The sequence below is a fragment of the Bacillus sp. FSL K6-2841 genome (assembly GCF_037976435.1).
Lineage (GTDB): Bacteria > Bacillota > Bacilli > Bacillales > Bacillaceae > Bacillus > Bacillus pumilus.
The window spans coordinates 1,158,720-1,174,303 of record NZ_CP150266.1 but is presented as its reverse complement, the minus strand read 5'-3'; the positions used below and the strand labels follow the sequence as shown (position 1 = coordinate 1,174,303).

Below are 15,584 nucleotides of genomic sequence, written 5' to 3'. Positions count from 1 at the left end.
TAGTAAGACGCAGCAAAGTCTCCTCTAGTTTCACTTTTTTTCAAACAACAGAAAAAAGTTTTATATCGAACGTTCCATGAGTAATTGAAAACAGACAAACAGGATGAGTGTCATCCCGGTTTGAAACATGATGAAATAAAGGTACTTCCTGCGACGTGCTTCCTCTTTCTGATTGCTCGTTTTCCGGTGAAGCATATATTCCACGGAAAAAGACACGATGCCAATGAGCACCATAAATATGAGCATCCACTGTCCTCCATTTGGCTTTCTCAAAAATGACGTTGAAAAAAGCATGAATACAATGAGAAAGTGAAAGAATGAATAGCGAAACGTCTTCCATATCGACATCTGATTTCCTCCTAGAACCCGCTTGTTGTTAACTAGAAATTACCATCATCTCGTTTTTTTGTAAAATAAAAAAAGAAGCACTGACATAGCAGCGCTTCTTCCTTCTTATAATTGTTTTGCCTGAAGCTCTTTGAATTCTTCCTCTGTGCAGCTCACAAAGTGACCTGGCTTCACTTCACGGAACTCAGTGTTTGTTCCTTTGTGAACAGATGGATCATACTTGATCCGTTTGCGGTTACGCTCATAATCTGGATCTGGAAGCGGAATCGCAGATAATAATGATTTTGTATATGGATGAAGCGGGTTTTCGTATAATTCATTCGCTGGTGCCAGCTCTACCAATTTCCCGAAATACATCACGCCAATACGATCGCTGATGTATTTTACCATGGACAGGTCATGGGCAATGAATAAGTACGTTAACCCTTTTTCTTCTTGAAGCTCTTTCATTAAGTTGACGACCTGTGCTTGGATCGACACATCTAATGCAGAGATTGGTTCATCGGCAATGATAAAATCTGGTTCAACTGCTAATGCACGGGCAATCCCGATACGCTGCCTTTGACCACCAGAGAATTCATGCGGATATCTGTTTGCATGCTCTTTGTTCAAACCAACAGTTTCAAGCAATTGGTACACACGCTCTTTACGTGCTTTCTTTGTTTTCGCAAGACCATGAATGTCGATGCCTTCTGCAATGATATCAAGCACTGTCATTCTAGGGTTCAGTGAGGCATATGGATCTTGGAAGATCATCTGCATTTGACGGTTGAACTCAAGCATTTTTTGTCTTGATTTCTTCCCGTGTACACTTTCCCCTTTATAAAGAACCTCACCATCTGTCGCATCATAAAGCCTAATGATGGAACGGCCAGTAGTGGATTTACCACAACCAGACTCCCCTACAAGGCCAAGTGTTTCACCTTTATAAATATCAAATGAAACGCCGTCAACTGCTTTCACAGTCCCTCTTGCTGTATGGAAATGCTGCTTTAAATTTTTGATTTCTAACAGTTTTTCTGCCATGCTATTCACCCTCTTTTACTAATACAGGTTTTTCGTAGCTACCTTCTAGTTCACGCATTCTCGCCTTTACAGAAGCAGGCGGTTCAACTTTAGGTGCATTCGGATGAAGTAGCCATGATTTCACATAATGCGTATCTGATACTTTGAACATTGGCGGTTCTTGTTCAAAGTCAATTTTCATTGCATAATCGCTTCGGAGTGCAAATGCATCTCCTTTCGGCGGGTTTGTCAGATCTGGCGGTGTTCCTGGGATTGCAGTCAGCTTTCCTTCATCTCCGCCATCTGTATCAAGGCTTGGCATTGACGCTAAAAGTCCCCACGTATATGGATGTTGTGGATTGTAGAAAATTTCATCAACCGTTCCTGTCTCGACAATCTGACCTGCATACATAACAGCTACACGATCAGCGACGTTGGCGACAACACCTAGATCATGTGTAATAAAGATAATTGACGTTTCCACCTTTTGCTGAATTTCTTTCATTAATTCTAAAATTTGCGCCTGAATCGTTACATCTAGTGCTGTTGTCGGCTCATCGGCAATCAATAGCTTTGGGTCTGCTGCAAGTGCCATCGCAATGACAACCCTTTGTCTCATCCCGCCACTAAATTCGTGTGGGTATTGTTTGATTCTTTTTTCAGGCATTGCAATTCCAACAAGCTCCAGTAATTCAATGGCTCTTTTTTCAGCCGCTTCTTTTGAAATTTGTTCGTGCTTGAACAGCACTTCTGTAATTTGTTTCCCGACCTTCATCGTTGGATTCAAAGAAGTCATTGGATCTTGGAAGATCATTGAGATGTCTTTACCTCGAATGTTTTGCATTTGTTTTTCAGTTTTCTTAACAATATCTTGCCCATCAAACAGGATCTGTCCGCGCTTGAAATAACCCGGCGGCATCGGAATTAATCTCATGATGGCCTGTGATGTCACACTTTTACCAGAGCCAGATTCACCTACAATAGCAAGTGTCTCGCCTTTATTTAAGTGGAAGTTCACACCACGAATGGCTTGAACCTCTCCACCATATGTTTTAAATGAGATTGCAAGGTCTTTCACCTCTAGAATACGTTCACGTTCCATCCTAATCACTCCTTATTTACGCAACTTCGGATCTAAAGCGTCTCTTAGTCCGTCTCCAACCACGTTAAAACCAAACATTGTAATACAGATAAATGCGGCTGGGAACCATAATCTCCACGGGTAGTACGTCATGGCTGGAATTCCGTCAGACGCCATTGTTCCCCAGCTCGCTAATGGCTGAGGTACACCAAGCCCTAGATAGCTTAAGAATGCCTCTGTAAAAATAGCAGAAGGAATGGTTAATGTCATCGTCACAAGAATTGGTCCCATTGAGTTTGGTATTAAGTGTTTAAATAAAAGTCTAGATGTTTTCGCACCTAATGTTTGTGCGGCAAGAACGTACTCTTGACTCTTCAATTGTAAAACCTGTCCCCGAACGATACGTGCCATGTTGATCCAGCCTACAACTGTCATGGCAAGGATAATCGTTAATAATCCTTTTGGCAGAACAACCATCATTAAGATGACCATTAGTAGTGTTGGAATTGCCCATAAAACGTCAGCAATACGCATCATCACTTCATCTGTACGGCCGCCTTTGAATGCTGCAATACTTCCCCAAATAATCCCGATGATGACGTCAAGAACAGCTGCAGCAAGACCGATGAAGATCGAAATTCTTGCCCCGACCCATGTCCGGACAAACATGTCACGTCCTAAATCATCTGTACCAAACCAGTGCTCTTTTGAAGGCGGCTGGTCCGCATTCAGTAAGTCAGTCGTTGAATAATCATACTTAGAAAAAATCGGAACAAAGATGGCCAACATCACAATAATAAAAATGATTGTAAGACCAACCATTGCAAGTTTATTTGCACGGAAGCGAAGCATAGCATCCTTCCATAAAGATAGACTAGGTTTAGAAATTTTTTCAGATTCTGCTGCGTCAGCTGTCGCAGGAACAAATAAATCTTTTCTCATCTCTTCCATGTGTTAGACCCCTTTCTTCGCCTTCGTCAGTTTAATTCTAGGATCGATAATACCGTAGAGGACGTCAACGACTAAAATACTAATTAATAGAATAATACTGTAGAAGACTGTGACACCCATGATGACGGTGTAATCACGGTTTGTAATACTTGTGACAAAGTGAGAGCCTAATCCAGGAATACCGAAAATCTTCTCCACGACAAAACTACCTGTTAAAACTGAAGCAGCCATTGGTCCCATATATGTAATGACAGGTAACAATGCGTTTCGAATGGCGTGTTTAATCGTCACAGCTGATTTCGTTAATCCTTTCGCTCTAGCCGTTCTAATGTAGTCACTGTTTAAAACTTCAAGCATACTTGACCGTGCAAGTCTAGCGATAAATGCCATAGGCATGAAGGAAAGTGCAATAGAAGGTAGTACGGTGCTGGCCCAAGTCTCCCATCCTGCAACTGGGAAAATCGCTATAACGCTTGCCTCAGATGCAAATACATATTGTAGTAGCGCAGCTAAAATGAAACTTGGAACTGAAATTCCAAAGATCGTTAAAATGGCAATCGTATAGTCTTGCCACTTGTTATGATAGAGCGCTGCAAGGACCCCAAACAATACACCAAATGCTAATGCGAGGAGAATTGCCTCAATTCCGAGGGTAAAGGAAACGGGGAATCCAGAACTGATTAAGTCATTTACAGTTTGTCCTTTATATTTAAATGAGGGACCAAAATCTAATTTTGCAACTGAACCTAAGTAGCTTACATATTGAACAAATAAGGGCTTGTCCAACCCGTAGTGCTCGTTTAGGTTTGCTTCAATTTCAGCAGGAAGTTTCTTCTCACCAGAGAATGGACCACCCGGTGCTGCCTGCATGAGAAAGAAAGTTGCAGTTACAATAACAAACAGTGTGATTAAAATATATATTAATCGCTTACCGATATATTTAAGCAACGGAATTGCACCTCCATGATTTTACAACATTTTCTCTAATCAGCAAGAAAGGTATATGGAGAGACATCCTCCATATACCTTAAGATCCTTGCCGTAGATCTCTTACACTATAATTCTTACTTTTCGAAATGTGCCCATTTGTATTGAACATCACCTAGTCCAGATACAACCACACCTTTTAGTTTTGGATCTTGTACCCAAGGCTGAGTGTAGAAGTAAATTGGTGCTACAGGCATATCGTTGATGATGATTTCTTCTGCTTTTTTCAGCATTTCTTCACGCTTCGTTTGATCTGTTTCTTTTGCAGAATCATTCAACAATTGTTTGTACTCTTTGTTTTCCCAGCCAGTGTCGTTGTTTCCACCGTCTTTATCTTTGTACAGCTCAAGGAAGTTCACTGGATCGTTGAAGTCACCTAACCAGCCCATACGTCCGATTTGGTAGTCTCCGCTGTGGATTTTGTCGATGTATACGTTCCACTCAGAGTTATCAAGTTCAACTTTTACACCTAAATCTTTTTTCCACATTTCTTGAATTGCTTGAGCAATCTTTTGGTGGCCTTCATCTGTGTTGTAAGAAAGTTTCAATGTTGGAAGATCAGAAACAGACTTATAACCTAATTCTTTCACACCTTTTTCAAGAAGTTCTTTAGCAGTTGCTACATCATGATCTTTGAAGTAGCCAGTTTTGTTATCAGTGAACCCTTTCATTGTTGGTGGAACGATTGCCATTGCTGGAACTTGTTCACCTTGCGTAATTTTATCAACGATCGCTTGACGGTTGATTGAATAAGTAAGGGCTTTACGGATGTTTGCATTGTTTAATGGTTTTACTTTTGTGTTGAATTTGTAGTTATAAATACCTGCGATCGTTTGGATTTTCAGACCGCCTTCTTTTTTCAATGTTTTTAAAGACTCAGTTGGAAGGCTTCCAGTTGGCATACCAGCCCAGTCAAGCTCGCCTTTTTTGAACATGCTAAGCTCAGTGTTTGTATCTTTGATCATAGACATGTTGATTTTTTTCAATTTCACAGTATCTTTATCCCAGTATTCATTGTTCTTTTCAAGCGTGATAGAACCGCCATGTTTCCATTTAGAAAGAACGAATGGTCCGTTAGATACGTAGTTTTCACCAGCATTTGTGTACCAGTTTTTATTCTTTTCAGCCACTTTTTTGTTGACTGGCATATACGTATAGAATGCAGTTAGTTCAGTAAAGAACGGTGTTGGGTTCTCTAACTCAACGACAAGCGTCTTTTTGTCTTTTGCTTTAATGCCAACATCAGCAACTTTCGCTTTCCCTTTGTTGGCTTCTTCAGCACCTTTAATATAGTAAAGCTGGTAAGCATATTGAGATTCATTTTTAGGATCTAATGCCCATTTCCAAGCATATTCGAAATCTTCAGCTGTGACAGGGTCACCATTAGACCATTTTGCATCACGAAGTGTGAATGTGTATGTTTTACCATCAGCACTTGTTTTGATATCAGAAGCCATTGCATTTTCTGGCTTACCTTCAGCGTTAATTCTTGTTAATCCCTCAAAAGTCTGACGGATGACACTTCCTGAAGTTGAATCATTTGCCAATCCCGGATGTAGAGAAAAAGGCTCAGTGGAGATATTCACATTTAGTGTTGTTTTAGCCTCTCCAGAACTGCTCGTGCTGTCGCCTGATTTGTTTCCGCTGAAACCACAAGCGCTTAATACAAGTGTGAAAATAAGCATTAAAGTAACAACAGACCAACGCTTTTTCAACTGTATTCCCCCTTATAATATGTTTTAGTTCAAAGGTCTCGATAAAAGATGAGATTCAGATTTAAGAAATAGCGTAAAAAAGTCCCTAAATAGCTTACTTTCTATTTCTTTTGTTTTTTCTGAATTTTCACTATGTAAAGAGCCTAGCACAAACGTGTGAACAAATTAATTATAATGAATAGAATAATTTATTGCAATATCAATTTCATATATTTTTAAAAAACGTAAATGGGGATAAAGAGGGATTTTTATAAACTAAAGTCTCAATCACTTCAACAAATTAAAGCGGAAATTGATTAAAATAATTTAACAAATTCAGCAGGAATAATGTTTTATACATATAATTAATCATCCCTTTTTAAAAAATTGTGACAGATAGTTGGTATTTTACCTAAAATTTTAAGTGTCAAACGACATGATGAGAAGGTCACATAAGGGGCTTCGTGACTTTTTTATGGTCATCCTTTATAATAGATAGACATACTGTTGCGATGAAAAAGAAGAGTACATATATTCACCATTAACAGAGAGTCTGCGGCCGGTGCGAGCAGACAATGGCATATATGGAATGGGCTTTGGAGCAGCTAACCGAACACTTTTGAAAGTAAGTAGGCTTAGACGGAGCAGTCTCCGATATCAACGTCTTGAGTGATTTCCATGTGAAATAACAAGGGTGGTACCACGGTTCATTCGTCCCTTTTCTGTTGAAAAGTGACGGGTGGGCCTTTTTATATTGAGGAAAAGAGGTTTTAGTATGACAAAGAAGACGATTTTTTCAGGCATTCAGCCGAGCGGTTCTGTGACATTGGGGAACTATATTGGAGCGATGAAGCAATTTGTCGATCTCCAGCATGATTATAATGGCTACTTTTGTGTAGTCGATCAGCATGCCATCACGGTGAATCAGGATCGTTTAGCCCTTCGACAAAATATTAGAAGCTTAGCAGCTCTTTATTTAGCAGTGGGACTTGATCCTGAGAAGGCGACATTGTTTATCCAATCAGAGGTACCTGCTCACGCCCAGGCAGGATGGATGCTTCAATGTGTTGCTTATATTGGGGAATTAGAGAGAATGACCCAATTTAAGGATAAATCCGCTGGTAAGGAAGCGGTTGTTTCAGGACTATTAACGTATCCTCCATTAATGGCTGGCGATATCTTATTATATGGTACTGATTTAGTTCCTGTCGGAGAAGATCAAAAACAGCATCTTGAATTGACTAGAACGCTTGCTGAACGTTTTAACCGAAAATACAATGACATCTTCACTGTACCTGAAGTGAAGATTCCAAAAGAAGGCGCTCGGATTATGTCTTTAGCAGATCCAACGAAAAAGATGAGCAAATCCGATCCGAACCAAAAATCCTTCATTACTTTATTAGATGAACCAAAGCAGCTTGAAAAGAAAATCAAAAGTGCTGTGACGGATTCAGAAGGCATCGTTAAGTATGACAAAGAGAACAAGCCTGGAATTGCCAACTTGCTGACGATTTACTCTGTATTAGGTAACATATCGATTGCAGAGCTTGAGCAAAAGTATGAAGGCAAAGGGTATGGTGAGTTTAAGGGAGATCTTGCGAACGTCGTCATTGATGCTTTAAAACCAATTCAAGATCGATACAATGAACTCATTGAGTCAGACGAGCTTGATCGTATTCTTGACGAAGGTGCTGAAAAAGCAAACCGCGCAGCAAATAAAATGCTGAAAAAAATGGAGAATGCAATGGGTCTTGGCAGAAAACGCAAATAAAAAAGGCTTGCAGCACATCACGCTGCAAGCTTTTTCTAATTCACCTTTGATTCGTTTTCTATTTCCCAAAGCTTTTCAAAAAACGGCTGTCCCTTAATCATTTTTTCACAAAATGTTAAATGATTTTCTGACCATCCATCAATGGTTTCATTGTAAAGCATGTTCCAAATCTCTTCGAATGACATTCGTTTGATTTGATTGTACATGCGAGGGTTCCATTCCGTATACCAATACGCAATCTCCGCCCTGTTTTGAAGACCTTTTAATTGATCGAGCGCCATAAACATGAGCTGCTTCAACTGTCTTTCTTTTCTCGTTAATCCACAGATATGCTGCGGCGGCAAAGACAAAATATGATACTCCTTCGCTGACTCAAGACTGTCCTGAGAGAATTCATATTCCTCAGCCCTCACATCTTTCACCATTTCATACACCAATTGCTCCTGCCTTGGGATTAAGCGGCTTTTCCTCACAGGAATGGAATACCCAATCGTATCCACAGCAATAATTCGTATACCGTCCGTCACCACAAAACAATACTCTAATTTGCGCCGTTCATGATTTTTTCGAATATATGATTTCTCAAATACTGCTTCTAGCAGCGTCTTTGGCAGTTCTGAAAGATCATTCTCTATGTAATCATACAAAGGACTCTGCACCTTGAGTAAAGGTACTTGATCTAACAGCTCCACGCTGTCCTCCTTACGCCACTCATGAAAATGACACACATTGTAGCCATTTTCTTCCCCTTCAAACCAATTCACCCATACGTCATGAAGAAATAACATAACCAATCCCTCACTTTATAAAAACTGTTGTCCACAGTATGGGCAAGGGATAGAGAAATTATTCCAACTTTATTAAACTTCAAGCTGAGTGAATGATGGCATGCTTTTCTTTATGACATAAAGAAAAGAAAGGGTGTCGCAGAGTCCCTTTCATCTTGTCATACAAATGAGGCATTACTTTAACTTTTTAGGATCAAGTGCATCTCTCAGCCCATCTCCTAAGAAATTAAAGCATAAAACGGTCAGTAGAATCAGTAAACCTGGAAACAATGGATACCACCACGCCTGCACCATAATCGAGAAATTTTGTGCATCTTGCAGCATGTTGCCCCAGCTCGCCGTTGGCGGCTGTATGCCAAACCCTAGATAGCTCAGCGTTGATTCGGCTAAAATGACGGAACCTACTTTTAGTGTAGCTGACACAATAATAGGACCGATACAGTTCGGTAAAATATGCGAAAAGATGATGACATGGTTTTTCGTTCCAATGGTTCTTGCTGCGAGTACGAATTCTCTTGTTCGCAGTGATAAAAATTCACTGCGGATTAGTCTCGCGGTTGTGGTCCATCCGGTCAAAGCAAAGATTAAAATCAATTTATCAATACCCGGTTTGAAAATGGTAACGAGCGTGATCAAGAGAAAAATATCGGGAATCGACAACACGACATCCACAAATCTCATTAACAAGGAATCAACAAATCCTTTGAAATACCCTGCTACCGCTCCTACCACAGTACCAATGGTAATCGCACCGACCACCGAGACGAAACCGACTAATAAAGAGACCCTCGCGCCATATAGCACCCTTGAGAAAATATCGCGACCAAACTTGTCAGTTCCCATCAAATGCTCAGCACTTGGCGGCTGAAGCCGTTTTAATAAATCTTGCTGCTCTGGTGCGTAAGGGGCAATCACTGGAGCGAAAATGGCTGAATAGATAATGACCAATAAGATCACGGAGCCGGCAACCGCCAATTTATTTTTGAAAAACTTCTCACAAAATAAACGCAGCATCGTCTCTGGCTTTGGCGGAAGACCCTCCTTTAATTTGAGATCAACAGGAGGTGTTCCCATATTAGGCTGTGCCAATTGTGCTTCAGCTCCCTTCTAATATTCAATACGCGGATCAACGATCGCATAGAGAATATCCGCAATTAAATTTCCAACCACCACGAGCACTGCGGAAATAACAGTCATCGCCATAATGACCGGATAATCTCTCGAAAAAGCAGAATCAATAAACAGCTTCCCTAGCCCTGGCCAAGTGAAAATTTGCTCCACCACGACTGCACCACCAATAAAGGATGGAATCATCAATCCAAAAATCGTAATGACAGGCATAAGACCGTTTCTTAACCCGTGCTTGAAAATGACCTTGTTTTCTCGAAAGCCTTTCGCTCTTGCGGTACGAATGTAATCCTGCCTCATGACATCAAGCATACTCGACCTTGTGTACCGAGTGAGCCCTGCCATATCAGCCGTTGCTAAAACAAAGGCTGGTAAAATGATGTGATGGAGCCGGTCAAACACATTAAAATCGGCATTCAAGGTAGAGACTCCGCCAGTTGGAAACCATCCTAAATTCACGGATAAAACCATAATGAGGATGAGTCCAAACCAAAAGTTCGGAATAGCCAGTCCGATAAAAGATGTAACTGTAATACCATAGTCTAGCTTTGTATATGGACGTTTTGCTGAAAGAACACCGAATGGGATGGCGATGATCAGGGCAACTAATGTAGAAAAGATCATGAGGATGAGGGTATTTGGCAGCCTTGCAAAAATCAAATCAGCCACTGGCGTTCCCTTTTTAACAATGGAGGTGCCAAAATCACCTTGAAGCATATTGCCAAGCCATTTCATATATTGCACATATTCAGGATCGTTCAAGCCGTACTTATCAATAAAGGCTTCCCGGTCTGCCGCACTAATGGTTGGGTCCATCATAAGTGACATCGGATCGCCTGGTGCTGCTTTCATGATGGCGAAGGACAAAATGGTAATCCCAAATAAGATGGGAATGGAAAGCAATGTCCTTCTAATGATATATGTAACCATATGCACAACTCCTTTTTCATCGGATCGCCATACTGTGATGAAAAAGGGCTAAAATGATCTTTCTTTTAGCCCTCTGTCTTCATTGCATCGTGATATGAAAACCCTCTCAATCTAACTGGTGCACGGTGAATAAAATTGTGAGCGCCAGCACGCCTGATTGACACCGATGAAAGGGGTTATCTGAGAGAACTTTCCTCTTCTTTCACTAGCAGCCTACTGTTCAATCCACCATTTCTCGATTTTGTAATACTCATCTTTCGGGTGGTATGAGTAGCCTTGGAGATTAGATGGCATCGCGCGATGTGAGTTGGCATAGTAAAGGAACGTATATGGTTGATCCTCTGCGATCAGTTCATAAATTTTTTCATATGCCTTTGAGTATTCTTTTCGATCACTTAAATTCTTCGCATCTACTAACAGCTTATCGACCTCTTTATTTTTATACCAAATGTTATTCAAGCCTTTTTCTGACTGGCTTGAGTGGAAGATGCTGTATTGATCAGGGAATGTCGCAAGGCTCCAGCCGAGCAGCAGCGCATCATAATCCCATTTAGGCGGTGTCGTCTGTTCAATGAGTGCGCTGAATTCCACAATTTGTGGCTTCGCTTCCACACCAATTTCCTTGAGCTGCTGCTGGACAACGACAGCAATGTCTTCACGGACTTTGTTTCCTTGGTTGGTCTTTATGACAAAAGAGAATTTTTTGCCATCCTTATCAAGATAGCCATCTCCATCTGCATCCTCCCAGCCCTCTTCTTTCAGCATCTTTTTCGCTTTTTCTTGATCAAACTCAAATACTGGAACACGATCAGTCTTTGGATAGTTCCATGACAGTGGACTTTCTGGAATGTTGGCTACTTTGCCGTCTCCATCCAACACTTGATCGACAATCGTTTGGCGGTCAATGGCATGTGTCAGCGCCTGGCGGACCTTTTTACTTTTGAAGAGTTCATTTTTCTGGTTCCAGCCAATGTATGAATAATTGAGTCCGAGATCAGATTCAATTTTAATGTTGCTGACTTTTTCGGCTGTTTGCAGCTCAGATCCCGGTACCGCAAAGAAATCAATATCACCTGCTGAAAGCTGGGCGATTGCTGCGTTCTGATCAGGAATGGTTTTAATCGTGACGGTATCAAGATATGGACGCCCATCCCAATAATCGTCAAAGGCTTCTAGTTTCACGTAGTCGCCTTCTTTCCACTCGGCAAATTTAAATGGACCAGAACCAATTGGTTTTTTTCGGTTAAATTCATTTTCACCGAGATCCTTTATAGGCACATCACCTAAAATATGCTTAGGTAAAATGCCATAGCTTCCTAGTGTGACATTATAGAAATAAGGATCTTTTTTATTGAGCTTGAATTCGATTGAGTAATCCCCTGTCTTTTTAACAGAATCTAATACTTCAAAGCCTGATCCGCGCTCCCCATTGTAGTCCTTATTGATCGGAATGCTGTATGTAAACACAACATCATCAGCTGTCAGTTCTTCTCCATCATGAAACTTCACGCCTTTTCTAATGGTCACATCAAACTGCTTGCCGTCATTAGATTCTTTAATATCTTCTGCGAGTGATAGCTGAGGGTTCAGCTTTCCGTCAGTTTGAAGTAAAAAGCTGTAGATTCTTTCTTCAATATCTGAGCTAGCCACATCTGTTGAATAAAGCGAGTTAAATAATGTTGGTTCTGCAATGGAACCGATGACAAGATCTCCGCCCTGCACAGGTTTACCGGTGGATTTCTTTTCACTGTCTCCAGAGGTTTTATTTCCACTAGAGCAAGCCGCAAGCATGAGCGTGAAGATCAGCAGTAAACTGAACAATATGGATTTTCTATTTCTACCTTTCATATACAATTCCCCCTATCCTTTTTTAGAAATGACGACAGAAGCCGCTTCATCCCCCCTCTCAAAGATGAATTCATCCAAGCCGATTAAGCGTCGTAGAGGTGACAGGCAACGAAGTGGTTTGGTTTTAATTCTTGAAATGCTGGTATTTTTTCTTTACAGATTTGTTTCGCATGCGGGCATCTTGTGTGAAATACACACCCTTTTGGCGGATTTGCAGGACTTGGCAGATCGCCTTGAAGCATGATCCGTTCTCTTTTGATCTGACCTTTTTTACGGGTAACAGGGACAGAAGAAAGCAATGCCTGTGTATATGGGTGGAGCGGTTCATCGTACAAGCTATGCTTATCGGCAAGCTCCATCATTTTACCGAGATACATCACGCCGACTCGATCACTAATATGCCTGACCACACTTAAGTCGTGAGAGATAAATAGATATGTCAGGTCAAATTCCTCCTGAAGTTCCTCCATCAGATTAATCACCTGCGCCTGAATGGATACATCAAGTGCTGAAACCGGCTCATCTGCGATGATCATTTCGGGATTCATGGCAAGCGCACGAGCAATGCCGATTCGCTGCCTCTGCCCGCCAGAAAATTCGTGGGGATAGCGATTTGCAAAGCTTGGATGAAGGCCCACCTTTGATAAAAGCTGTTCTACTTTTTCATTTCTTTCTTTTAAGGAATATAAGTGGTGTGTTTTGTAGGGTTCTTTGATGATGCTTCGAAGTGTTTTTCTAGGGTTGAGTGATGCAAAGGGATCTTGAAAAACCATTTGGATGTTTTTTCGCGTTGATTGTCTTAGCTTTGATTCTGATACGCGGGAGATATCTTGCCCTTTAAAAAGGATTTGACCGTCAGTTGGCTCATATAAACGAATCATGGTCCGGCCTAATGTCGATTTACCACATCCTGATTCCCCCACTATCCCTAACGTTTCACCTTTATAAATCTTCAAATCTATGCCGTCAACAGCTTTGACTGCACCGACTTTCTTCTGAAAGACGCCTGCTTTAATCGGAAAATGTTTTTTAATCTGTTTCAGTTCAAGAATGGTTTCTTTCTCTATTAGATCTGTTGCATGTGGCTGATTTTGAGCAAGGGTCATGTTCGGTCTGCCTCCTCATATAAGAAGCATCTGACGCTTCTGCCATTTTCAAAAGTCCTCAGCTTAGGCAGTTCGCCTAGGCATCGCTCCTTCACTTGCGGGCATCTAGGAGCAAAGCGGCAGCCGGCTGGAAGCTGATCTGGCGCAGGGACATTCCCTTTTATCGCCGTTAACGGCTGTATGTCTCCGTCAATGACAGGAATCGATTCAAGCAGCCCTTCTGTGTAAGGATGAAGTGGCTGATCAAATAATTCTTCGACGGTCCCATTTTCAACAACCTGTCCGCAGTACATGACAATGACTCGATCTGCCACTTCAGACACGACACCTAGATCATGCGTAATGAGGAGAATCGATGTACCAAATGTCGTGCATAAATCTTTCATCAATGTGAGCACCTGGGCTTGAATCGTAACATCTAGGGCAGTTGTCGGTTCGTCTGCAATGAGAAGCTTCGGGTCACAGCTTAGCGCAATGGCAATCATCACTCTTTGCCGCATGCCGCCTGATAAACGGTGCGGATAATCTTTGATGATTTGTTCCGGTCTGGAAAAACCAACAAGCTTCAGCAGGTCAATCGCTTTTTTCGTCGCTTCTTTTTTTGAAAGTTTTTTGTGATAGATGAGGATTTCTGTTATTTGTTCCCCAATAGTTAGGACGGGATTAAGTGAGGTCATGGGCTCCTGAAAGATCATCGATACGTCATTACCACGAATGCTGCATAATTCCTTTTCACCATATGTAACGAGATCCTTACCATTTAGCTTGATGGAACCGTCCATAATTTTTCCACCAGTGCCGTTAATCAAGCCCATAATGGATAAGGACGTAATGCTTTTACCAGATCCAGACTCACCGACTAATGCAACAGTTTCTCCTTTGTTGATGCTGAAATCAACGCCATCTACAGCAGGTATCGCTTCTTTTTTTCGAAAAAAATAGGTTTTTAAGTTCTGCACTTCAAGCAGTGAGGTCATTTATTCGCCCCTTTCACCATCAATTAATAGAAATGGATCTAAAATTCAGCCTTTTTTGAATAAAAAGAATTATCAAAATTTATATTTGTATATTATTACATTGTTATGACGAAATCAAGAAGAATTTAGTAAATTTGTAATATGTCTCTTTTTATGTGAATCATTCACTTTGTGAGTCTATCGCCTTTAAAAAAGTTTCGGACGGCTCTGCAATCATAGACTCCTCGCTGATTCTGTGTTCACTGAAATACTTTTTCACGATATAAAATCCAGTGGCGTAACCAAGCATTTTGGGGTAGTTCCCTTTTCCATAAAGGAGGTTCTGTATCAGTCTTTCGTCGTCCTGCACTTTTTGATCAAGATGACTGGATACCCATTTCTGGTACATACGTTGAAGCTGCGTTTCGTCATAGAGAGTGGTCCATTTGGCTGTATAGCTTTCTCCGTATCTATGATACACAGCATATTCAGCGAGCCCCTCCATCATGATTGTATCAAGGAATGTAAAATCTTTTTCTTCTTTCGTGAGAAAATGCAACCTGCATACATGGTGATATTCATGAGTCAGCAATGTTCCGATACGTTCTTTCGGGGTATTTGGCGACAAAAAGAGAAAGACCTTGTCGTCAAATGCCATGCCGGATTGATAATAAAATTGCTCTCTAATTTCTTTGCTGCTCTCATTGACTGGCAAAATAAAGACTGGAATGTCAGGGCCTTTCCACTGCTTTTGGAGCGCCCGGTATTCTTTCATGACGAGCTGGAAGTACCCTTTTTCTTTGAGCTTGTCGATTATGTCTATGCATGATCTAAAAGACCGAATCATGCCGTGATGCTGCAGGTGGGAGAGAATAGAGGACCATTCTTTTTCCTCCGCCCCTTTAAAATAAGGAACAAAGTGCGACGCAAGCTCCTGAAATGATGAAGATTGATGAATGAGATATTGTGTATTGACTAGACCCATACTGCT

Annotated in this window: 14 protein-coding genes and 1 other annotated feature; of the genes, 1 reads left to right on the top strand and 13 read right to left on the bottom strand. The window is 41.1% G+C overall.

Annotation, left to right across the window (positions count from 1 at the left end; all coding sequences use genetic code 11):
* Positions 1-60: 60 nt before the first annotated feature.
* The 6 genes from MHH68_RS05705 to MHH68_RS05680 all read right to left on the bottom strand — a co-directional run bounded on the left by MHH68_RS05705 (position 61) and on the right by MHH68_RS05680 (position 6,087).
* Positions 61-348 (bottom strand): hypothetical protein, encoded by a 288-nt coding sequence (locus MHH68_RS05705; protein WP_058014296.1) that lies wholly within the window; start codon positions 346-348, stop codon positions 61-63.
* A gap of 105 nt (positions 349-453) precedes the next feature.
* Positions 454-1,374, bottom strand: coding sequence for an ATP-binding cassette domain-containing protein (locus tag MHH68_RS05700; protein WP_058014297.1), 921 nt, complete (start codon positions 1,372-1,374; stop codon positions 454-456).
* 1 nt (position 1,375) lies between these two features.
* Positions 1,376-2,464 carry an ABC transporter ATP-binding protein gene (locus MHH68_RS05695; protein ID WP_106072466.1) on the bottom strand — a complete coding sequence of 363 codons (1,089 nt, stop codon included), beginning with the start codon at positions 2,462-2,464 and terminating at the stop codon, positions 1,376-1,378.
* Positions 2,465-2,467: 3 nt separating this feature from the next.
* The gene (locus MHH68_RS05690; protein ID WP_058014299.1) at positions 2,468-3,385 is read right to left on the bottom strand and encodes an ABC transporter permease; all 918 of its coding nucleotides are present in this window, start codon (positions 3,383-3,385) and stop codon (positions 2,468-2,470) included.
* 3 nt (positions 3,386-3,388) lie between these two features.
* A complete protein-coding gene (locus tag MHH68_RS05685) occupies positions 3,389-4,333 on the bottom strand; it encodes an ABC transporter permease (RefSeq protein WP_061407358.1) in 945 nt (314 codons plus the stop codon).
* 116 nt (positions 4,334-4,449) lie between these two features.
* Positions 4,450-6,087, bottom strand: a complete 1,638-nt coding sequence (locus tag MHH68_RS05680) for a peptide ABC transporter substrate-binding protein (RefSeq protein WP_339165504.1) — start codon at positions 6,085-6,087, stop codon at positions 4,450-4,452.
* Between the two features lie 482 nt (positions 6,088-6,569).
* Positions 6,570-6,788 (top strand) — a binding site (T-box leader).
* Positions 6,789-6,841: 53 nt separating this feature from the next.
* On the opposite strand from MHH68_RS05680, the gene trpS reads away from it, so the two are divergent.
* A complete protein-coding gene (trpS, locus tag MHH68_RS05675) occupies positions 6,842-7,837 on the top strand; it encodes a tryptophan--tRNA ligase (protein ID WP_169056293.1) in 996 nt (331 codons plus the stop codon).
* Between the two features lie 35 nt (positions 7,838-7,872).
* Here trpS and MHH68_RS05670 read toward each other — a convergent pair whose 3' ends face one another.
* The 7 genes from MHH68_RS05670 to MHH68_RS05640 all read right to left on the bottom strand — a co-directional run bounded on the left by MHH68_RS05670 (position 7,873) and on the right by MHH68_RS05640 (position 15,578).
* Positions 7,873-8,625, bottom strand: a complete 753-nt coding sequence (locus MHH68_RS05670; protein WP_339165501.1) for a YjbA family protein — start codon at positions 8,623-8,625, stop codon at positions 7,873-7,875.
* A 174-nt stretch (positions 8,626-8,799) separates the two neighbouring features.
* A complete protein-coding gene (gene opp4C / locus MHH68_RS05665; RefSeq protein ID WP_339165781.1) occupies positions 8,800-9,699 on the bottom strand; it encodes an oligopeptide ABC transporter permease in 900 nt (299 codons plus the stop codon).
* 33 nt (positions 9,700-9,732) lie between these two features.
* Entirely contained in the window at positions 9,733-10,683 is a 951-nt protein-coding gene (locus MHH68_RS05660) for an ABC transporter permease (protein ID WP_044139928.1), read from the bottom strand.
* 213 nt (positions 10,684-10,896) lie between these two features.
* Complete coding sequence (locus MHH68_RS05655) at positions 10,897-12,531, bottom strand: peptide-binding protein (RefSeq protein WP_339165498.1); 1,635 nt, start codon at positions 12,529-12,531, stop codon at positions 10,897-10,899.
* Positions 12,532-12,614: 83 nt separating this feature from the next.
* On the bottom strand, positions 12,615-13,637 hold the full coding sequence (locus MHH68_RS05650) for a dipeptide ABC transporter ATP-binding protein (RefSeq protein ID WP_065098859.1): 1,023 nt from the start codon (positions 13,635-13,637) through the stop codon (positions 12,615-12,617).
* Positions 13,634-14,614, bottom strand: a complete 981-nt coding sequence (locus MHH68_RS05645) for an ABC transporter ATP-binding protein (RefSeq protein ID WP_339165496.1) — start codon at positions 14,612-14,614, stop codon at positions 13,634-13,636. The genes MHH68_RS05650 and MHH68_RS05645 overlap by 4 nt, the downstream gene beginning before the upstream one ends.
* A gap of 160 nt (positions 14,615-14,774) precedes the next feature.
* Entirely contained in the window at positions 14,775-15,578 is an 804-nt protein-coding gene (locus MHH68_RS05640) for a DUF2268 domain-containing protein (protein ID WP_339165494.1), read from the bottom strand.
* Positions 15,579-15,584 lie beyond the last annotated feature (6 nt).